This window comes from Mesoflavibacter zeaxanthinifaciens DSM 18436 (assembly GCF_000422365.1).
Classification (GTDB): Bacteria; Bacteroidota; Bacteroidia; order Flavobacteriales; family Flavobacteriaceae; genus Mesoflavibacter; species Mesoflavibacter zeaxanthinifaciens.
Genome location: NZ_AULQ01000002.1, coordinates 210,225 through 230,326, shown reverse-complemented (window position 1 = coordinate 230,326; position 20,102 = coordinate 210,225). Strand labels below are relative to the sequence as shown.

At 30.9% G+C, this 20,102-nt stretch carries 23 protein-coding genes; 22 read left to right on the top strand and 1 reads right to left on the bottom strand.

Annotation, left to right across the window (positions count from 1 at the left end):
- The first annotated feature begins 85 nt into the window (after positions 1-85).
- Both H574_RS0103830 and H574_RS0103825 read left to right on the top strand, forming a co-directional pair.
- Positions 86-694 carry a DUF4254 domain-containing protein gene (locus H574_RS0103830; protein ID WP_027879290.1) on the top strand — a complete coding sequence of 203 codons (609 nt, stop codon included), beginning with the start codon at positions 86-88 and terminating at the stop codon, positions 692-694.
- 23 nt (positions 695-717) lie between these two features.
- A complete protein-coding gene (locus H574_RS0103825) occupies positions 718-1,734 on the top strand; it encodes a glycosyltransferase family 9 protein (RefSeq protein WP_240471248.1) in 1,017 nt (338 codons plus the stop codon).
- Between the two features lie 188 nt (positions 1,735-1,922).
- On the opposite strand, the gene H574_RS0103820 is transcribed toward H574_RS0103825, so the two are convergent.
- On the bottom strand, positions 1,923-2,981 hold the full coding sequence (locus H574_RS0103820) for a ferredoxin--NADP reductase (RefSeq protein ID WP_027879288.1): 1,059 nt from the start codon (positions 2,979-2,981) through the stop codon (positions 1,923-1,925).
- 111 nt (positions 2,982-3,092) lie between these two features.
- On the opposite strand from H574_RS0103820, the gene H574_RS0103815 reads away from it, so the two are divergent.
- The 20 genes from H574_RS0103815 to H574_RS0103720 all read left to right on the top strand — a co-directional run bounded on the left by H574_RS0103815 (position 3,093) and on the right by H574_RS0103720 (position 20,073).
- Complete coding sequence (locus tag H574_RS0103815) at positions 3,093-3,431, top strand: PadR family transcriptional regulator (RefSeq protein ID WP_027879287.1); 339 nt, start codon at positions 3,093-3,095, stop codon at positions 3,429-3,431.
- Positions 3,431-4,156 carry a hypothetical protein gene (locus H574_RS0103810; protein ID WP_027879286.1) on the top strand — a complete coding sequence of 242 codons (726 nt, stop codon included), beginning with the start codon at positions 3,431-3,433 and terminating at the stop codon, positions 4,154-4,156. Before H574_RS0103815 ends, H574_RS0103810 begins: the two co-directional genes overlap by 1 nt.
- A gap of 3 nt (positions 4,157-4,159) precedes the next feature.
- Positions 4,160-4,849, top strand: a complete 690-nt coding sequence (locus H574_RS0103805) for a hypothetical protein (RefSeq protein WP_027879285.1) — start codon at positions 4,160-4,162, stop codon at positions 4,847-4,849.
- A gap of 52 nt (positions 4,850-4,901) precedes the next feature.
- Positions 4,902-6,380 (top strand): DUF5687 family protein, encoded by a 1,479-nt coding sequence (locus tag H574_RS0103800; RefSeq protein ID WP_027879284.1) that lies wholly within the window; start codon positions 4,902-4,904, stop codon positions 6,378-6,380.
- 19 nt (positions 6,381-6,399) lie between these two features.
- Complete coding sequence (locus tag H574_RS0103795) at positions 6,400-7,107, top strand: ABC transporter ATP-binding protein (protein ID WP_027879283.1); 708 nt, start codon at positions 6,400-6,402, stop codon at positions 7,105-7,107.
- A 137-nt stretch (positions 7,108-7,244) separates the two neighbouring features.
- On the top strand, positions 7,245-9,797 hold the full coding sequence (porW, locus tag H574_RS0103790) for a type IX secretion system periplasmic lipoprotein PorW/SprE (RefSeq protein WP_036227056.1): 2,553 nt from the start codon (positions 7,245-7,247) through the stop codon (positions 9,795-9,797).
- Between the two features lie 12 nt (positions 9,798-9,809).
- Positions 9,810-10,199, top strand: coding sequence for a bactofilin family protein (locus H574_RS0103785; RefSeq protein WP_027879281.1), 390 nt, complete (start codon positions 9,810-9,812; stop codon positions 10,197-10,199).
- Entirely contained in the window at positions 10,168-10,395 is a 228-nt protein-coding gene (locus H574_RS0103780; RefSeq protein WP_027879280.1) for an AtpZ/AtpI family protein, read from the top strand. The genes H574_RS0103785 and H574_RS0103780 overlap by 32 nt, the downstream gene beginning before the upstream one ends.
- The gene (locus tag H574_RS13925; RefSeq protein ID WP_027879279.1) at positions 10,395-10,766 is read left to right on the top strand and encodes a DUF6168 family protein; all 372 of its coding nucleotides are present in this window, start codon (positions 10,395-10,397) and stop codon (positions 10,764-10,766) included. Before H574_RS0103780 ends, H574_RS13925 begins: the two co-directional genes overlap by 1 nt.
- Before the next feature lie 129 nt (positions 10,767-10,895).
- Complete coding sequence (atpB, locus tag H574_RS0103770) at positions 10,896-12,020, top strand: F0F1 ATP synthase subunit A (protein WP_027879278.1); 1,125 nt, start codon at positions 10,896-10,898, stop codon at positions 12,018-12,020.
- Between the two features lie 37 nt (positions 12,021-12,057).
- Complete coding sequence (gene atpE, locus H574_RS0103765) at positions 12,058-12,246, top strand: ATP synthase F0 subunit C (RefSeq protein ID WP_004569351.1); 189 nt, start codon at positions 12,058-12,060, stop codon at positions 12,244-12,246.
- 88 nt (positions 12,247-12,334) lie between these two features.
- Positions 12,335-12,835 (top strand): F0F1 ATP synthase subunit B, encoded by a 501-nt coding sequence (locus tag H574_RS0103760; RefSeq protein ID WP_027879277.1) that lies wholly within the window; start codon positions 12,335-12,337, stop codon positions 12,833-12,835.
- 7 nt (positions 12,836-12,842) lie between these two features.
- Positions 12,843-13,379: an ATP synthase F1 subunit delta gene (gene atpH / locus H574_RS0103755; protein WP_027879276.1), complete on the top strand. Its 537-nt coding sequence runs from the start codon at positions 12,843-12,845 to the stop codon at positions 13,377-13,379.
- Between the two features lie 41 nt (positions 13,380-13,420).
- Complete coding sequence (atpA, locus tag H574_RS0103750) at positions 13,421-15,001, top strand: F0F1 ATP synthase subunit alpha (protein WP_027879275.1); 1,581 nt, start codon at positions 13,421-13,423, stop codon at positions 14,999-15,001.
- 74 nt (positions 15,002-15,075) lie between these two features.
- Positions 15,076-15,936, top strand: coding sequence for an ATP synthase F1 subunit gamma (gene atpG / locus H574_RS0103745; protein ID WP_027879274.1), 861 nt, complete (start codon positions 15,076-15,078; stop codon positions 15,934-15,936).
- Positions 15,937-16,044: 108 nt separating this feature from the next.
- A complete protein-coding gene (locus H574_RS0103740; RefSeq protein ID WP_027879273.1) occupies positions 16,045-16,515 on the top strand; it encodes a hypothetical protein in 471 nt (156 codons plus the stop codon).
- Positions 16,516-16,534: 19 nt separating this feature from the next.
- Complete coding sequence (locus tag H574_RS0103735) at positions 16,535-16,993, top strand: hypothetical protein (RefSeq protein ID WP_027879272.1); 459 nt, start codon at positions 16,535-16,537, stop codon at positions 16,991-16,993.
- Between the two features lie 53 nt (positions 16,994-17,046).
- On the top strand, positions 17,047-18,501 hold the full coding sequence (locus H574_RS0103730) for an oligosaccharide flippase family protein (protein ID WP_027879271.1): 1,455 nt from the start codon (positions 17,047-17,049) through the stop codon (positions 18,499-18,501).
- 6 nt (positions 18,502-18,507) lie between these two features.
- Positions 18,508-18,942, top strand: a complete 435-nt coding sequence (gene dut, locus H574_RS0103725; RefSeq protein WP_027879270.1) for a dUTP diphosphatase — start codon at positions 18,508-18,510, stop codon at positions 18,940-18,942.
- 111 nt (positions 18,943-19,053) lie between these two features.
- Positions 19,054-20,073: a sugar phosphate nucleotidyltransferase gene (locus H574_RS0103720; RefSeq protein WP_027879269.1), complete on the top strand. Its 1,020-nt coding sequence runs from the start codon at positions 19,054-19,056 to the stop codon at positions 20,071-20,073.
- Positions 20,074-20,102 lie beyond the last annotated feature (29 nt).

Below are 20,102 nucleotides of genomic sequence, written 5' to 3'. Positions count from 1 at the left end.
ATTTATTATTATTTGTAAAGCCTTTTAAGGTATGACTCATTTTTATTTTTAAAATGTGTAATTTTACAGTCTTAAATTATAAAATATGTTTACAGACAAAGCCAATAAAATTTTTCAAGACGTTATAGAAAAATACCACGTTATCAATACCGTAGACCAACCGTTTACAAATCCTTACGACAAAAAATCTAACCTTTTAGAACACTTGTTATACCGTAAATGTTGGATTGATACCGTACAATGGCATTATGAAGATATTATTAGAGATCCACAAATAGACCCAGTAGCTGCTTTAAAATTAAAAAGACAAATCGATGCCTCTAACCAAGATAGAACGGATATGGTAGAGTATATTGATAGTTATTTTTTAGAAAAATATAAAGACGTTACACCTAAAGCAGATGCAACTATTAATACTGAAAGTCCAGCTTGGGGAATAGATAGATTATCAATCTTAGCATTAAAAATCTATCACATGCACGAAGAAGCAACTCGTGAAGATGCTACGGATGCACACAAAGAAGCTTGCCAAAAAAAACTAGACGTATTATTAGAGCAACGTGTAGATTTAAGCACAGCAATAGATACACTTTTAGACGATATTTCTAAAGGTGATAAATACATGAAAGTGTATAAGCAGATGAAAATGTATAATGATGATGAGCTTAATCCTGTGTTAAGAAATCAGAAATAATTTCAATTTAATTATAAGTTGAAATGCAAACAACACAACACATTTTAGTTATACGTCTATCTGCAATGGGTGACGTTGCTATGACAGTTCCTGTGTTGAGAGCATTTACACAACAACATCCAAAGGTCAAGTTAACAGTGTTAACTAGACCTTTTTTTGCGCCTTTTTTTAAAAATCTAACAAATACTTCGGTTTTTATTTTTGACGAAAAGCAAAAGCATAAAGGTGTTTTTGGGTTGTATAAACTATACAAAGAACTGAAAGCGCTAAATATTGATAAAGTAGCCGATTTACACAACGTTTTACGTACCAAAATTTTAAAGTTATTCTTTTTCAGAAAGACGTTTGTACAAATTGATAAAGGTAGAGCAGAGAAGAAGGCACTGATAAATGGTGACAGTTTTAAATCCTTAAAAACAACCCATGAAAGATACGCCGACGTGTTTAAAAAATTAGGCTATTCTTTAGACTTATCAAACCCAAGGTTTCCTGAAAGAAAAACGCTTCCTAAGTTAATTGTAGAGCAAGTACAACCATCAAAAAAACAATGGATAGGTATTGCACCATTTGCTCAATACCCTTCAAAAATGTACCCTTTGTCACAAATGAAAAACGTTGTAAATGCTTTAGAAGAGCAATACAATATATTTTTATTTGGAGCTAAAGCAGAACAGCAGCAATTAAGTGAATTGTCAAGTTCAAAAAATGTTGTAAATGTTGCAGGTTTACTAAATTTTGATGACGAATTAGATTTAATTTCTAATTTAGATTTAATGGTTGCTATGGATTCTGGTAATGCCCATTTAGCAGCTATGTTTGGCGTAAAAGTATTGACAATTTGGGGCGTAACTCATCCTTATGCTGGTTTTTCAGCGTTTAATCAACCGTCAGATTATCATTTATTACCAAATAGAAATACATTTATTAAAATTCCTACCTCAATTTACGGTAATAAATATCCAGAAGACTATAAGGATGTTGCAGGAAGTATTACTTCAGAAGAAGTTATAGAAAAAATTCAATCTATTTTAAAAGCATAAAAAAAAAGCCTCAATTTCTTGAGGCTTTTTAGATTTTACTACTAATTCATATTAATATTATCCCTTAAACTAACACATTTGTAGCATTCTAATCTTTAGCTAATTTATAATGATTAGTTTAAGAACTTTAAAATGATATCCAACGATTTGAATTGTTCGACAAAATGCAATAAAAAACGACAAATTGCTTAAATATCATCATAATCAACTATAATCTTTGCAGATACAGGATGTGCTTGGCATGTTAAGATTAATCCTTCGGCTACTTCATTATCGGTTAAAATATTGTTTTGTCTCATTGTTGCTTTACCTTCTTTGACTCTTGCTAAACAACTGCTACAAATACCACCTTGGCAAGAATAAGGCGCGTCTAAATCCTGCTCTAAAGCAGCTTCTAAAACAGACTGTTGTTGTGACATTGTAAATGTTTTTTCTTCATCATCAACAATTACAGTTATAGATGTTGTACCGTCAGTGACTTCTTCTAAATCTTCTACAGAGACTGAAGAAGTTGTTGTAAACAACTCAAAAAAGATTTTACTATCTTCTATATTATTTTCTGCTAATACATCTTTTACGGTATTAATCATACCTTCTGGTCCGCAAATGTAAAATGCGTCAATATTTACATCTTTGTATTTATTCTTAACGATAAAGTTTACTGTACTTTTTTCAATACGACCAAATAACGCATCTTTTTCTTGAGATTGACTATATAAAAACTGGATACTTAATCGGTCACTATATTTATTTTGAATATCTAAAAGGTCGTTTAAAAAGATAGTGTCCTTTAATGTCTTGTTACCATAAACTAATACAAATTTACTGTTTGGCTCTTCTTCTAAAACTGTTTTTAAAATACTTAAAACCGGTGTAATACCACTACCTGCAGCAAATGCAGCTATGGTTCTAGTTTTTGAAGTGTCAGGTGTAAAGGTAAAACGACCTTGTGGTTGCGCAACGTCTAAAGTATCGCCAACTTTTAAAGCTTGATTAGCATGTTTAGAAAATGTTCCGTTTTCTACTTCTTTAACCGCAACGGTTAGATTTCCGCTTGACGGAGAAGTGCACAAAGAGTAATCGCGTCTTACTTCTTTACCATCTATATCTGTTTTTAAAGTAATGTATTGTCCTGCTTTAAATTTATATTCTTCCTTTAAATGGTTTGGAACATCAAAAGTTATAGATACACATTGATCTGTTTGACGTGTAATATCTTTAATATTTAGTGTATGAAATTGAGACATAGTTTTAAATTTTAATGCAAAAATAATGAAGCCTAAACGGAAAGTGGTCTGTTTTATAAAAAATTAATACCTAAGTTTATTATGCATAAGGAAATTATGTATATTTGAATCATGGCAAATTCTAAATTATATAAAGGTAGTTTAACTACAATTATTTTAAAGCTTTTAAATGAAAGTGATAAAATGTATGGATATGAAATTACCCAAAAAGTAAAAGAAATTACTAAAGGAGAGCTTAAAATTACAGAAGGCGCTTTGTACCCTGCGCTTCATAAATTAGAAGCAGATGGCTTGTTGGAAGTTGAGATGAAAAAAGTTGATAATCGTTTACGTAAATACTATAAACTTACAGAAAAAGGAAACAAAGAAACGGTTAATAAACTAAACGAATTACAAGAGTATATTAAAACCATGCAGATTTTAGTAAATCCTAAATTTGGTTTAGAGTAATGAAGAAGTTAACTAGAGAAGAAATAAAATATATAGACAATTACTTAATCAAATCTAAGGTTAAGTATTGGGATGTGCGTGTAGAACTATTAGATCATATTGCTTCTGCAGTAGAAGAAAAAATAGAAAAAGAAGGAATTTCATTTAACGAAGCTTTATTAGAAGTGCATCAAAGTTTTGGAAATAGTACAGAAGTTTACGGGATTTATCATGGTAAACTATTAAAAGAAGGATTGTATGCAGATAATAATGGCTTTAAAAAATTTGAAAGACAAAAACAGAGAAGTATAGGCCGAAAACTAAGAAAAGCACATTGGCAAGAATTGAAAAATTTAATGTTTACGCCTAAATTTTTATTAGAGTTTACAGCTTTTGGCATTATTAGTTACTATGGTTTTAATTTTTATCCTAAAGTGTCAAGTACTTTGGTTTTAGGACTACTAATGTTACCATTATTTTTTAGCGCTTTACACTCAATAAAGGATAAGGTTTCAAAACGGTCTTTAAATATTACAATGTCTTCTGGAATTATAATGTTGGCATGGAGTTTATACAATATGGTTTTTCAGTTGTTTGTAATGCTTAATAAAGACCAAGATAATAAACCATATTATATACTATTTATAACAGCAATATTACTTTACCCTATCATGAGGTCTAGTACAAACACTTACTTTAAATATTATAATAAATACAAAAATATTTTTTCTAAATTAACAAATTAGATTTTGAAAGTTACACCATCACAATTACAAGATTTATATGCCTTTACAAGAAATCATTATGTATATCATTACGATTTACAAACAGAGCTTGTAGACCATTTAGCTAATGATATAGAATCTATTTGGCAAGAAAACCCTAAGCTGTCTTTTGAAGAAGCAAGAGATCAATCTTTTAAAAAGTTTGGTGTTTTTGGTTTTATGGATGTGGTAGAGCAACGACAAAAAGCAATGAATAAACGTTATTACAAATATTTATTATCAGAACTTAAACAATGGTTTTCTATCCCAAAAATAATAATGACCGCAACTTTATTTGTTACTTTTTTTACACTACTTCAAACAAGTTATGCTAAATATTTTTTCTTTATAATATTTGGTGTATTGGCAATTTGGACATTATTTAGAAGTATACAGCTTAATAGAGAGTTTAGAAAAAGAAAAGAAATATCTAGTAAAAAATGGTTGTTAGAAGAGCTTATTTTTAAACAAGCAGGAAGTATAGGTATAATTTTTTTATCTCAATTTTATAATATCTCAATGTGGAGTGATGTTTTTATATCTAACACCAAATTAGTTTTATTAACTGCAGCAATTTTTACACTCTTATATTTAGTTAATTATATAAGCTTTAGAGTTATACCAGATAAAGCAGAAGAGTTGTTAAAAACAACTTATCCTGAATTCAGTTTGTAACAAATCTATAAACTTAGCTACCAATACATAAACCAAACCAAAATATTAATCTATGATAAGCAAGTTTATAAGTTTAGAGTGGAAACAATTTTTTCGTTCTGCCAGTTTCGGAAAAAGCTTAGCGCTAAAAATTTTAATGGGCTTTTTTGCGCTTTATTTTATTGTTACATTTTTAGCGTTAGGTGTTGGACTATATCCTGGTTTAAAAAAAGCATTTCCAGATCAAGATCCTTTTATTATTGTAAATCAAGTTATTTTTTACTGGGTTTTAATGGAGCTTCTTATTCGTTTTTTCTTTCAGAAATTACCAGTAATGAGTGTAAAACCTTTGCTAACGCTTCCTGTTAAAAGAAACACAGTGGTTAACTATGTTTTGGGTAAATCAACTTTAGCGTTTATTAACTTTTTACCGCTTTTTGCAACAATCCCTTTTAGCATAGTCTTAATGTCAAAAGGATATTCAAAATCTATGGTGTTAACATGGTTAGTAGCAATGGTTTTGATATCGTTAATCAGTAATTTTTTAAATTTTATTATTGAAAGTATCTCGTCAGAAACCGAATTATCTTACCTACCAATTATTGTAGTTGCTGGAGGATTATTTGCTTTAAATTATTTCGAAATTTTAGATATTTCTGGATTACTATCTGCATCCATTTTAGCTATAGCTAATAACCCAATATATCTATTAATATTAGTCGCTATCTTAGGTGTTTGTTATTGGTTTAATTTTAAGATTTTAAGACAAAAACTGTATTTAGATCATTCTTTAAAAACTAAAATAAAAGAAGTTAATGCTTCTAACCTTGGTTGGACAAAAAACTTTGGGGACATTGCACCATTTATGCAATTAGATTTGCGTTTAATATGGCGTAATAAAAGACCAAAATCTTCGGTATTTATTTTAGTTATTGGCTTACTATATGGATTATTCTTTTACCCTAATCCTCAATTTCAAGATTCACCAATGATATTTGGTTTTGTAGGTATTTTCGTAACAGGTATTTTCTTAATCAATTTTGGGCAGTTTATTCCTGCTTGGGATAGCGGTTACTACAAAATGTTAATGAGCCAAAACATTAAATACGAGCAATACCTAAAATCTAAATACACGCTTATGATTTTAAGCGTAATTATCATGTTTGTACTTAGTATTCCGTATGTGTATTTTGGTTGGAAAATTTTAGCAGCACATTTTGCTGCAGCCATTTATAACATTGGTGTTAATAGTTATGTAATTATGCTTGGCGGAAGCTTTAATCGCAAAAAAATAGACTTAAATCAACGTGCAGCATTTAACTATCAAGGTACTGGTGCAGTACAATGGATTATTGGTATTCCTTTAATGATTTTACCTGCAGCAATATTTGGCTTAACTTCATTTTTTATCAGTTTTCAAGTCGGTCTATTTGCATTAGCCTTTTTGGGTTTATTAGGTATTGTGTTTCATCAAAAATTAATGAAACTAATTACACAAAAATACCTAGACTCTAAATATAAAATGATAGACGCATTTAGTCAAGACAGCTAACCTTAATTCACTTTTAATCATGATAAAGACAACAAACCTTTCAAAAAAATATAATAGTAAAGAAGTATTAAATATTTCAACTTTAGAAATCCCAAAAGGACAAAGTTTTGGATTAGTAGGAAACAACGGAGCAGGTAAAACAACCTATTTTAGTTTACTTCTTGATTTAATAAAACCAACAACAGGACAGATAGAAAATAATGGCGTTATTGTTAGCGAAAGTGAAGACTGGAAACCATTTACCTCTGCATTTATAGACGAAAGCTTCTTAATTGGTTACTTGACACCAGAAGAATATTTTTATTTTATTGGTGATTTACGTGGGCAAAACAAACAAGACGTAGACAACTTATTGGCACAGTTTGAAGATTTTTTTCATGGTGAAATCTTAAACCAGAAAAAATATTTACGCGATTTAAGTAAAGGAAACCAGAAAAAAGCCGGAATTGTTGCTGCATTAATAGGTAATCCAGAAGTCATTATTCTTGATGAACCTTTTGCAAACTTAGATCCAACAACACAAATTAGATTAAAACAAATCATTAAAGATTTAGCCGAAAAACAAGGTGTAACCGTGTTAGTATCAAGTCATGATTTATTACATGTTACCGATGTTTGCGAGCGTATTGTGGTTTTAGATAAAGGTCAAGCTGTAAAAGATATTAAAACTAGCGAGGCGACTTTAAAAGAATTAGAAGCGCATTTTTCGGGCATATCAGAAGTGTAATATTTTATAGTTTTTTCTCTGTAAATTGATATGCGTTAAGTTATTTAAAAAAAGATGCTTATTTTTACGCTCTTACATGCAAAAAATATAATAAAATTGCATGTAAACAGTTATGTATTACACAAAATACAACCGCATTGAAATTAGCATTTAAAATAAGTTTAGCCTTTACGGTTATAGTACTAACAATTACAAGTTGCTCTCGAAAAAACGATAGTTTTATAAGTCGTAATTTTCACGCAGTAACTGCAGAATATAACACATTATTTAATGGTTACAATGCGTTAGAGCAAGGACGTAACAGTCTAAACGCTACTTATTTTGATAATTATTGGGCCATACTTCCTGTAGAGCGTATGCAAATAACAGAAGAAGTTATTTTACCAGGACAATCCAAAAATTCTGATTTTACAAAAGCTGAAGAAAAAGCTGTCAAAGCCGTTCAAAAACACGGTATGAATATTCAAGGTAAAGAGCATAATCCACAAATAGACGAAGCTTATTTACTATTAGGTCAAGCACGTTATTTTGACCAACGTTTTGTTCCTGCATTAAACGCTTTTAATAAGATTTTATCAAGTTATGGCGATTCTGATAAAATCAACACAGCAAAAGTATGGCGAGAAAAAACCAATATGCGATTAGAAAATAACGAAATTGCTATAGAAAACCTCAAACGCCTATTAGAACAAGAAGATCTAGAAGACCAACAACTTGCAGATGCTACATCTACTTTGGCACAAGCTTATATTAATTTAGAGCAGTTAGATAGTGCTATTGTGCATATAAAAACAGCATCTAAAGCCACAAAAAAGAATGAAGAAAAAGGTCGTTTCAACTTTATAAAAGGTCAGCTTTACAATGCTTTAGAAGATAAAGACAGCGCAAACATAGCTTTTGATGAGGTTATAGATTTAAACCGAAAAATACCACGTCAATATCTTATTGCTGCAGAAGTAGAAAAAGCTAAGAATTTCGATTATGAAAACGGTAATAAAATCGAATTTTTAGAACACTTAACCAAACTTGAAGAAAATAGAGAAAACCGTCCGTTTTTAGATAAAATTTATCACCAAATAGCCGAGTTTCACTTAGAAAATAAATTCGATTCTTTAGCAATAGCTTACTACAATAAATCACTTCGCACCAACTCTAAAGACAAAATTTTAGTTGCCAAAAACTACGAAACTTTAGGTAATTACTATTTTGATAATACAGAGTATAAACTAGCAGGCGCCTACTACGACAGTACATTAATCAATATGGTAGAAAATAGTAAACCATACCGTGTGATTAAAAAGAAAAACGAAAATTTAGAAGATGTTATCTTCTACGAAGGTGTTGCAGAAGCTAACGACAGTATTTTAAAGTTAGTCGCTATGCCAATAGCAGAAAGAGAACAGTATTTTAAAGATTATACAGATAAATTAAAAGCTAAAGCTGAAGAAGAGCAAGAGCGTTTAGAAACTCAAAAACGTATAAAAGATTTTCAGCAAAACACTACTAACAAAAAAAGTGGTTTTGGTCCACCACGAGGTGCTTCACCAGTAGGTAATGCAACAAGTTTCTATTTTTATAATCAAGAAACTGTAGCTTATGGTAAAAACCAATTTGAACAACTTTGGGGAGAAAGAAGTAATGAAGATAATTGGCGTTGGTCAAGTAATGGTCGCAGTGGGTTTTCTTTTACAGACGCAATTGCTTCTGCAATAGAAAATAATTCTGAAAACGAAAAATTCTCTCCAGATTATTACTTAAAACAATTACCAAGCACAGATAAAGACATTGATAGTCTAATGAAGGAAAGAAATTATGCTTACTATCAATTAGGGTTAATTTATAAAGAGAAATTTAAAGAATACGAGCTTTCAAAAACAAAATTCACAACCTTATTAAAAAGTGCACCGGAGGAACGTTTAATATTACCTTCAAAATATAATCTGTATAAAATCTATGAAATTTTAGGACAAACAAATGAAGCTGAAATTACTAAGCAAGATATAATAAGTAATTATCCAGATTCTAGATATGCCTTTATTTTACAGAATCCAAATCAAGCAGTTGCAGATAATGAAGGAAGCCCAGAAAATCTTTACGAGCAAACCTATAAAAAACTTGAAGAGCAACAATATCAATCTGTTATAGAAGACAGTGACCAATATATAAACTACTTTGACGGCGATCCAATTGTGCCAAAATTTGAATTGCTAAAAGCAACAGCAAACGGTAGATTAAATGGTTACACAGCTTACATGGAAGCCTTAAACCAAATAGCATTAGATTATGCTAACACAGAAGAAGGTATAAAAGCACAAAATCTAATTAATAGTTTACAGTCTTTAAGTAAACAAATATTTGTGCCAAATGATGTATCTAAAAACTTTAAAGTAGTCTATCAATTTGATAAAAATCAAGAAGTTGAATTAAAAGAGTTTAAAGAAACACTAGATAAAGTGATAGAAAAAATATCTTACTACGACTTATCAACGTCTGTAGATGTTTATAGTAAAGATAAAACATTTTTAGTAGTACATGGTATAAAAAGTATAGATGGCGCAAAAGGGTTTGCTAATATTGTAGAAGAAAAGGATAAAAAGAAAATAGATAGACCATTTTTTGGAATTTCGCAAGAAAATTACCAGATTATCCAAATACATAAAAACTTAGACACTTATATAGCAAATCAATAATCTCCCTTAATTATGAAGAAAAACAAAAATCAAGAACATATTTCTATCCAAAATATAATAGCAAAAGGAACTAAAATTGTAGGTGATTTTTTTAGTGAAGGCGACTTACGTGTAGATGGAATTATTGAAGGAAACATACAGACACCAGGTAAGGTTGTAGTAGGTAAAGATGGTCAAATATCAGGTAAGTTATCATGTAGCAATGCTTATTTTGAAGGAAAACTAAACGGTACAATAGAATTAACAGGTACATTAACATTAAAATCTACAGCATATATAGAAGGAGATGTTGTTACCGAAAAATTAGCAGTAGAGCCAGGAGCAACATTTAATGTAACTTGTGAGATGAAATCTTCTGTAAAAGATATAAATGGCAAATCAAAACAACAAAAAACAGCCTAATAAATACATAAAGTTTACTTCTATTGCTTTACAAATGGGATTAACCATTTACTTAGGAAGCAAGCTTGGCGAGTGGCTTGACCAAAAATACAACACAACCAATCAAATCTATTATAAGGTAGTAACATTAATTGCAGTTGCTGTTGCAATGTTTTCGGTTATCTATCAAGTTATAAAAATTACAAACAAAAAATAATGCTAAAACGTATTATAATATCTGTAGCTATAATCATAGCTGCTTTTTTTATTAGTTACGGACTAAATAAATCACTAATAGATATTCAGCTTCAGTACTCATTATTTAGTGTCTATCTTTTTCATGCACTATCTGCCATAATAGTATATTTAATAATAGAATTTCTTTTTACCAAACTACCAAATCAAGTAGGTTACGCCTATTTAATGCTAATGTGTTTTAAGATAGGAGCATTTGTGTTAATTTTTCAAAAATCAGTCTTTGCGGTAGAATTAGAAGCGCTACAAGAAAGAATAAGTTTGGTGGTTCCTTTATTTATTTTTTTAATTATTGAAGCATTATTAGTAGGTAAACTACTAACTAATAAATAAGGCTTATATAATCAGCTATTTAGCTCAAAAAAAAAAGCTGTTTTTTAAAATAAAAAAAAGCTTTAAATTTTTAAATAAATGCTTACATTTGCACGAAATTTAAAGGCAAAACTTTAATTAGGCGAAAAAATGATGATTGCAAAAAGATCTATCAAATTAATTATAGCATTATTCTGTGTATTAATAACTTCTGTTTCATTAGCAGAAACAAACCAGTCTCATCAAGAAGACCACAACGGTAATACAATTGATACACCTTCAGAAATTAAAGAGTATATTCAACATCACTTAAAAGATTCTCACGATTTTCATTTGTTTACTAATAATAAAACAGGAAAACATTGGAGTATGCCATTACCTGTAATTGTTTGGACAAGTAATGGGTTAAAGACGTTTATGTCTTCAGAGTTCCATCATGACGATAACGGTGAAGTAATCGTAGAAAAAGGAGATACTAGATTAGTAAAATTACACAGTAAAATATACGAGTTAGACAATGGTGCAACAACTGTTGCTTTTGATGATGCACATCACCCAACAAACGCACACAAAGTTTTAGATTTTTCTATAACTAAAAGTGTGTTTGGTATGTTGCTAGCTGGATTATTAATGATTTTAGGTTTTGGTAGTTTAGCAAAAGGCTACAAAAAAGGAAAAAACATCCCAACTGGTATAGGTCGTGTATTAGAACCATTAGTAATCTATGTAAGAGACGATATTGCTAAGCCAAATATTGGAGAGAAAAAGTACCGTAAATTTATGGGCTTCTTATTAACAGTATTTTTCTTTATTTGGATATTAAACTTATTAGGATTAACGCCATTAGGATTTAACGTAACAGGACAAATTGCTGTAACAGTATGTTTAGCAATATTTACAGCTGTAATCTATTTATTTAGTGGTAGCAAAGATTTCTGGATGCATACATTATGGATGCCAGGAGTACCAGTAATATTAAGACCAGTATTAGCAGTGATAGAATTAGTAGGATTTGTGTTAATTAAACCGTTCTCTTTATTAGTTCGTTTATTTGCAAACATGACAGCAGGACACTTTGTGGTAATGAGTCTTATAGCATTAATGATAACAATGAAGGAAGCATTTGGACCAGTAGCATCTACAGGTATGTCTTTAGTGTTAGCATTATTTATATCGGTTATCGAAATATTGGTAGCCTTTTTACAAGCATTTATTTTTACGATGTTATCATCGTTATTTATAGGTATGGCGGTTGAAGAGCATGACCATCATTAATAAGAATTTGTTTAATTAATATTTAAAATCAATTAGTATGTACAATTTAATTGGAGCAGGATTAATCGTAATCGGTGGAGGAATCGGTTTAGGTCAAATCGGTGGAAAAGCAATGGAAGGTATTGCTCGTCAACCAGAAGCAGCTGGAAAAATCCAAACTGCGATGATCATCATCGGTGCCTTATTAGAAGGTTTAGCATTCGGTGCATTAATCTTAGGAAAATAATCCTAAAACAAAACAAGACAACTTCTGCAACGGTTGGTTGCAGAAGCTGTTTTAAATTAAACAAACACAAAGAAGTAATCAATATCAAATGGAAACTTTATTAAACGATTTTTCAGTAGGTTTATTTATAATGCAAGCTGTAATCTTAGTAATACTTATAGTATTAATGAGAAAATTTGCTTGGAAACCAATCTTAGACGCTTTACAATCTCGTGAAGATGGTATCCAAAACGCATTAGAAGCAGCAGAGAATGCCAAAGTTGAAATGCAAAATCTTCAAGCAGATAACGATAAGTTATTAAAAGAAGCTCGTGCAGAACGTGAAGCAATGTTAAAAGAAGCACGCGAGTTAAAAACAAAAATGATTGAAGACGCTAAAACAGAAGCACAAGAGCAGGCTAATACAATTATAGAGCAAGCTCAAGCAGCAATAGAAAGCGAAAAGAAATCTGCTATGGCTGAGTTAAAAGGTCAAGTAGCAGGATTATCTTTAGAGATAGCAGAAAAAGTTGTACGTCAAGAATTATCTAACAAAGACAAACAAATAGAATTAGTTGAGTCTATGTTAGGAGACGCAAAATTAAACTAGTCAAAAAATGGCAGGAGAAAGAGCAGCAATACGTTACGCAAAAGCAGTACTAAGTTTAGCCACAGAAAGTAATACAGCAGATGCTGTAAATACAGATATGGAGCTAATAAAAAATACTGTTGCTGAGAGTAAAGATTTAAAAGATATGCTTTACAGTCCTGTAATACGTTCATCTGTAAAAAAATCGGCATTGTTAGAAATTTTTAAAAATACTAACAAAGCAACAGTTAATTTAATAGATGTACTTATTGCTAACAAGCGTATATCTCTATTACCAGAAGTGGCTTCAAGTTTTATAACCCTTTTTGAGCAACAAAAAGGCAGCCAAGTAGCACAAGTAACTACAGCAGTACCTTTAACAAAAGAGTTAGAAAATAAAGTACAAGCAAAAGTAAAAGAGCTTACAGGTAAAGAAGCAGCAATAACAAATATAGTAGATGAAAACATTTTAGGAGGTTTCATCTTAAGAGTTGGAGATACACAATACAACGCAAGTATTGCTAACCAACTAAACAAATTAAAAAGAGAATTTACAATAAATTAAATATAGTTAGATTTAAATCTAACATCTAATATCTAAATAAGATGGCAGAAGTAAAACCAGCTGAAGTATCAGCAATCTTAAAACAACAACTATCTGGTTTTGAAGCAAGTGCTTCATTAGACGAAGTTGGAACAGTATTAACAGTAGGAGATGGTATTGTACGTGCTTACGGATTATCAAATGCTCAATACGGAGAGTTAGTAGAATTTGAAGGAGGATTAGAAGGTATTGTACTAAACCTTGAAGAAGACAACGTAGGTATTGTATTATTAGGAGGATCAACTGGAGTAAAAGAAGGTTCTACAGTAAAACGTACTAACCGTATTGCTTCTGTTAAAGTAGGTGAAGGTATTGTTGGTCGTGTAGTAGATACATTAGGAAATCCAATTGATGGTAAAGGACCTATCGCTGGTGATACTTACGAAATGCCATTAGAGCGTAAAGCGCCTGGTGTTATTTACCGTCAACCAGTAAACGAGCCATTACAAACAGGTATTAAATCTGTAGATGCCATGATTCCTGTAGGACGTGGACAACGTGAGCTTGTAATTGGTGACCGTCAAACTGGTAAAACAACAGTTTGTATTGATACCATCTTAAATCAAAAAGAATTTTACGATGCAGGAGAGCCTGTATATTGTATATATGTAGCAGTAGGACAAAAAGCGTCTACAGTTGCAAACATTGCTAAGACTTTAGAAGAAAAAGGAGCTTTAGCTTATACTACTATTGTAGCTGCAAATGCATCAGATCCTGCTGCAATGCAAGTTTACGCGCCATTTACCGGTGCTGCAATAGGTGAGTATTTTAGAGATACTGGTAGACCAGCTTTAATTGTATTTGATGATTTATCAAAACAAGCAGTTGCTTACCGTGAGGTATCTTTATTATTACGTCGTCCACCAGGACGTGAGGCGTATCCAGGAGACGTTTTCTACCTTCACTCAAGATTATTAGAGCGTGCTGCAAAAGTAATTGCAGATGATGATATTGCTAAAAACATGAATGATTTACCAGAATCGTTAAAGCCAGTAGTAAAAGGTGGTGGATCTTTAACAGCTTTACCAATTATCGAAACACAAGCTGGAGACGTTTCTGCATATATTCCAACTAACGTAATTTCTATTACGGACGGACAGATTTTCTTAGAGTCAGACTTATTTAACTCTGGTGTACGTCCAGCAATTAACGTAGGTATCTCGGTATCTCGTGTAGGTGGATCTGCTCAAATTAAGTCAATGAAGAAAGTAGCTGGTACATTAAAGTTAGACCAAGCACAGTTCCGTGAGCTTGAGGCATTTGCTAAGTTTGGTTCAGACCTTGATGCTGCAACGTTAAATGTAATTGAAAAAGGTAAGCGTAACGTAGAAATCTTAAAGCAAGCACAAAACGATCCTTATACAGTAGAAGACCAAGTAGCAATTATCTACGCTGGTTCTAAAAACTTATTAAGAGATGTACCTGTTGAAAAAGTAAAAGAATTTGAAAGAGATTATATCGAGTTCTTAAATGCTAAACACAGAGATGTTTTAGATACTTTAAAAGCAGGAAAATTAACTGATGAGGTTACAGATACATTATCTGCAGTAGCAAAAGACCTTTCAGCTAAATATAAAGCATAATAATAGATTTTAGTATTGAGTAGTGAGATAGAAAGTTTTCTCACTACTGAATACTCAATACTAATTACTAAAAAATGGCAAATCTTAAAGAAATACGTAATAGGATATCTTCGGTATCTTCAACAATGCAAATAACCAGTGCTATGAAAATGGTATCTGCTGCAAAGTTAAAGAAAGCCCAAGACGCTATTACAGCAATGCGTCCTTATGCAGACAAGTTAACAGAGCTTTTACAAAGCTTAAGTGCAACTTTAGAAGCAGATGCAGGAAGTAAATTTGCAGACCAACGTGAAGTAAACAGAGTATTAATAGTTTCAATATCTTCAAATAGAGGATTATGTGGTGCTTTTAACTCTAACATTATCAAACAAACAAACAATTTGATAGATAATGTTTACGCAGGTAAAGAAGTATCTGTTTTAGCAATAGGAAAAAAGATTAATGACGCTTTTGGAAAAAAAGGAATTGTTATTGCTAACAAAAGTGATATTTATGATGATCTAACTTTTGATAACGTTGCAGAAATAGCACAAATGCTAATGGATAAGTTTGTTACAGGCGAGTTTGATAAAATTGAAATCGTTTACAACAAATTTAAGAATGCAGCAACACAAATAGTAATGACAGAACAGTTTTTACCTATTGTTCCAATACAACAGGATGAAAACGTTAATTTAGATTACATTTTTGAGCCTTCTAAAGCCGAAATAGTAGAAGAGTTAATCCCTAAATCTTTAAAAACTCAGCTTTATAAAGGTGTAAGAGATAGCTTTGCTAGTGAGCATGGAGCACGTATGACAGCAATGCATAAAGCAACAGATAATGCTACAGAGTTAAGAGATCAATTAAAATTAACTTACAACAAAGCACGTCAAGCAGCAATTACTAATGAAATATTAGAAATTGTTGGTGGTGCAGAAGCATTAAATAATTAATAGTGCTAAACTCAAAGCAATTATAAAAAATAAAAGCCTTATCAATTTTGATAAGGCTTTTTTTATGGAATACAATTTGATTGTTATATTTATAAAAAAACTAAGCTCATGATTAACTTTTTTAAATACATCACGTTTACATTTATAGTATTTGCATTTTTTTTACAATGTTCTAGTGTCCAAAAACTTCAAGATAGTGTAAGTTTTAAAATAGAACAACCTTATTATCAAAACTGGGTTGCAGGAGTTAAAAATGGCGGATCAGGTATTAATATATTTATTCCTGTAACTAACTTAAAGACTAATATATCATTAGACAGTTTATATTTTAGAGGGCATAAAGTTTTATTAGAAACTAAACCAAATAATCCAAATCTGTTTATAGGACGTATTTTAACTGAAGCTAATCAAAATGAAGATTTCTCTCCTAATACAGAAGCAGAAATTTCTTTCGATTTAAAAGAAAATGAAGCAGTTGTCATTTATACCGAAAACGATAAAAAGAAGTATTATAAAATTGATAATATAAAAGAAAAACAAACTGAGTATTTTCCGAGTGCGCCACCAAAACAAAATTAATTATTAACCTACTTACATTATGAAAGCCCTTAAATCAATAACACTAATTGTGTTATTTATTTGTATTTGTAATTGTTCACCTTCTAAATATGCATTACAAAAACAAGCACCAATTCAATTAACGCAAACCTATTTACAGAATTGGACAACCGGTGTAGCTATTGGTAGCTCTGGTGTCAATCTTTATTTTTCTAACCTTTATCCAAACCATTCAAGTATTAAAATGGATAGTGTGTACTTTAGAAAAATGAAAGGAAAACTAATACCTTTAAAAGGTCAATATTTTTCTCGATTAACAAAAAGATTAACTAATGAAGAAGGAAATGCACTAACAACTAAAGGTTTTTTTCCTTTTCAATTAGAAAATAGAGAATGTGTAATTAGTTATATAGAAAATGGTACAACTAAGTATTACAAGGTTTCAAATATAGAAGAAAAAGAAGGTGTTTACTATCCAGAAGGACCACCAATTAATTAATGTTTTTATTACTGTAACAAATTCAATACATTTAGGTCAAAATAAACAACCTTTTGAGCGGATTTAAATCTCTTTTTAAGCAAACATTTATTTATGGTTTAGCAACAGTTTTACCCAGAATGTTAAGCTTTATACTTGTGCCATTATACACAGATCCTTCAGTGTTATCAAGAGCTGAATATGGCGAAGTATCTTTTATTTTTGCTTATTTCGTTTTATTTAATGTGGTTTTAGCCTACGGAATGGAAACCGCGTTTTTTAGATTTTTTAATAAAGAAGAAAATCAAAAAAATGTTTTAAATACATCAGCAACATCGTTAACAGTTAGTAGTTTAGCTGTTTTAGGTATTGCTTTTCTTTTTAGAAATCAAATTTCATCTTTAATTGAAATTGACTTACAATACTTAAACTTAGTCTTTTTAATTTTGCTTTTAGACGCATTAGTAATTATACCATTTGCTTGGTTAAGAGCTACAAGTCAACCTACAAAATATGCTATAATTAAGATTTTAAACGTAGCTGTAAACTTAGGATTAAATGTATTTTTATTAGTTTACTTAAAAGATTTAGCCGAAACTATTTCCATTTTCAATTCTATTTATAAACCAAAATTTGAAATCAATTATATTTTCATTTCTAACGTCATTGCTAGCGCATTAACGTTGGTTTGGTTATTACCTTTTTATAGAAAAGTGAAGTTTAAAATAGACATTAAACTTTGGAAAAAGATGATGAACTACGCTTTACCTGTACTTATTGCAGGCGTTGCGTATTCTATAAACGAAACCTTTGACCGAATTCTTTTAAAAGAATTATTGCCAGAAAATATAGCAGATGACCAAATAGGTATGTATTCTGCATGCTATAAACTAGCGTTATTTATGACGCTTTTTGCAACAGCTTTTAGATTAGGGATAGAGCCCTACTTTTTTAGCCATTCAAAAACTAAAGATCCACAAAAAAATTACGCCAAAATATTAGAGTTTTTTATTGCATTTGGAGCAATAATCTTAGTGACAGTTGTTGTTTTTGCAGATATAATAAAACCTATAATTATTAGAAGTGAAGCTTATTATGACGCCATGTGGATAGTGCCTTTTATCCTATTAGCAAACTTTTGTCTTGGTATTTATCATAACCTATCCGTTTGGTACAAAATTACAGACAGGACTAAATATGGTGCCTATATTTCGGTTTTTGGTGCAGTAATAACATTGTTAATCAATTACATTTTAATACCTAAAATAGGATTTAAAGGATCTGCAATTGCAACGCTTTGTGCTTATAGCTTAATGATGTTTTTATCTTATTTCTTCGGAAGAAAATACTATCCAATTCCTTACAATTTAAAGAAAATAGTCATTTATTTATTGGTGTCGATTAGTTTCTCTTTCATCTATTTTTATAATTTTAGAGGTAATTATTTTATTGGTTTTACTGCAATAATTGTACTTTTAGGCATAGTTTTTCAACTTGAAAAAAATGAAATCAAAAAACTACTCAAATAACATTTCATGCAAATAAAAATCATTAATAAATCCAATCACGCTTTACCGAATTATGAAACTATTGCGTCCGCTGGAATGGATTTAAGAGCAAATATAGATGAGGCAATAACCTTAAAACCTTTAGATCGTACTATAGTTAAAACAGGTTTATTTATAGAGTTACCAATAGGTTTTGAAGCGCAAGTAAGACCAAGAAGTGGATTAGCCGCAAAAAAAGGAATAACTGTCTTAAATGCGCCAGGAACAGTAGATGCAGATTATAGAGGAGAAATAGGTGTTATCCTTGTTAACCTTTCTAACGAAGATTTTACGATAGAAAACGGCGAGCGTATTGCACAATTAGTAATTGCTAAGCACGAACGTGCCGAATGGATCGAAGTAGATACACTTTCTGAAACATCTCGTGGAGAAGGCGGTTTTGGAAGTACAGGAGTCAAATAATTCCTGCGAAATCAGGAATCTCTAAGCAAGTAAAAATAAAATCAAGCTTAGTATAAACCCAAAAAATAAGTTTAATTAAAAAAAGATACCTGCTTACGCAGGCATAAAAAAATGAAAATAATAGTACCCATGGCGGGAAGAGGATCTCGTCTAAGACCACATAGCTTAACAGTTCCAAAACCATTAATTCCTGTTGCAGGACAACCAATTGTACACAGATTAGTAAAAGATATCGCAAAGGTTTTAAAACAACCAATTACCGAAGTTGCTTTTGTTTTAGGTGATCCAGCTTGGTTTGGAGACGATGTAGTAGACAGTTTAACAGACTTAGCGACTAGCTTAGGTGCAAAAGCCTCAATCTATCGTCAAGATCAACCTTTAGGAACAGGTCACGCTATTATGTGTGCTAAAGAAAGCTTATCAGGACCAGCAGTAATCGCTTATGCAGATACTTTAATACGTGCAGATTTTAATTTAGATCCAGAAGCAGACTCAGTAATTTGGGTAAAGCAAGTAGATCAACCAGAAGCTTACGGTGTTGTTAAATTAAACGACAAAAAGGAAATTATAGAACTTGTAGAAAAGCCACAACAATTTGTTAGCGATTTGGCAGTTATAGGTATTTACTATTTTAAAGAAGTAAGCCAATTAAAAGATCAGCTACAAAAAGTATTAGATAATAATATTATAAATGGTGGCGAATATCAAATTAATGACGGAATTAAAGGCATGATGGCAGACGGAAAAGTCTTTAAAACAGGCGAAGTTAGCGAGTGGATGGACTGCGGAAACAAAACCATAACATTAGACACAAACCAACGTATGTTAGGCTTTTTACAAGCAGATGGAGAAGAGCAATTAGTTTCAGACTCTGTAAAAAATGAAAATTCAACAATTATAGAACCTTGTTATATTGGAGAAAACGTAGTGCTTAAAAACGCAACGGTTGGACCATATGTTTCAATTGGTAATAATTGTGTTATCGAAAATTCAACCGTTAAAAATAGTTTAATACAAAACCAAACTAGTATAAAAAATGCTAATTTAGACGAAGCTATGATTGGTAACCACGTTAAGTACGATGGTAAGTTTACCAAAATTAGCATTGGCGATTATTCTGTTTTGGAATAATTATTGACCTAATTAAAATAAATAGTCAC

Coding starts and splice junctions, on each gene's coding strand:
- H574_RS0103815 (WP_027879287.1), top strand. CDS start 3,093: ATGGCAAATTCTAAATTATATAAAGGTAGTTTAACTACAATTATTTTA.
- H574_RS0103830 (WP_027879290.1), top strand. CDS start 86: ATGTTTACAGACAAAGCCAATAAAATTTTTCAAGACGTTATAGAAAAA.
- atpB (WP_027879278.1), top strand. CDS start 10,896: ATGATGATTGCAAAAAGATCTATCAAATTAATTATAGCATTATTCTGT.
- H574_RS0103810 (WP_027879286.1), top strand. CDS start 3,431: ATGAAGAAGTTAACTAGAGAAGAAATAAAATATATAGACAATTACTTA.
- dut (WP_027879270.1), top strand. CDS start 18,508: ATGCAAATAAAAATCATTAATAAATCCAATCACGCTTTACCGAATTAT.
- H574_RS0103740 (WP_027879273.1), top strand. CDS start 16,045: ATGATTAACTTTTTTAAATACATCACGTTTACATTTATAGTATTTGCA.
- atpH (WP_027879276.1), top strand. CDS start 12,843: ATGGCAGGAGAAAGAGCAGCAATACGTTACGCAAAAGCAGTACTAAGT.
- atpG (WP_027879274.1), top strand. CDS start 15,076: ATGGCAAATCTTAAAGAAATACGTAATAGGATATCTTCGGTATCTTCA.
- H574_RS0103785 (WP_027879281.1), top strand. CDS start 9,810: ATGAAGAAAAACAAAAATCAAGAACATATTTCTATCCAAAATATAATA.
- H574_RS0103735 (WP_027879272.1), top strand. CDS start 16,535: ATGAAAGCCCTTAAATCAATAACACTAATTGTGTTATTTATTTGTATT.
- H574_RS0103825 (WP_240471248.1), top strand. CDS start 718: ATGCAAACAACACAACACATTTTAGTTATACGTCTATCTGCAATGGGT.
- atpE (WP_004569351.1), top strand. CDS start 12,058: ATGTACAATTTAATTGGAGCAGGATTAATCGTAATCGGTGGAGGAATC.
- H574_RS0103760 (WP_027879277.1), top strand. CDS start 12,335: ATGGAAACTTTATTAAACGATTTTTCAGTAGGTTTATTTATAATGCAA.
- H574_RS0103820 (WP_027879288.1), bottom strand. CDS start 2,981: ATGTCTCAATTTCATACACTAAATATTAAAGATATTACACGTCAAACA.
- atpA (WP_027879275.1), top strand. CDS start 13,421: ATGGCAGAAGTAAAACCAGCTGAAGTATCAGCAATCTTAAAACAACAA.
- H574_RS0103800 (WP_027879284.1), top strand. CDS start 4,902: ATGATAAGCAAGTTTATAAGTTTAGAGTGGAAACAATTTTTTCGTTCT.
- H574_RS0103720 (WP_027879269.1), top strand. CDS start 19,054: ATGAAAATAATAGTACCCATGGCGGGAAGAGGATCTCGTCTAAGACCA.
- H574_RS0103780 (WP_027879280.1), top strand. CDS start 10,168: ATGGCAAATCAAAACAACAAAAAACAGCCTAATAAATACATAAAGTTT.
- H574_RS13925 (WP_027879279.1), top strand. CDS start 10,395: ATGCTAAAACGTATTATAATATCTGTAGCTATAATCATAGCTGCTTTT.
- H574_RS0103795 (WP_027879283.1), top strand. CDS start 6,400: ATGATAAAGACAACAAACCTTTCAAAAAAATATAATAGTAAAGAAGTA.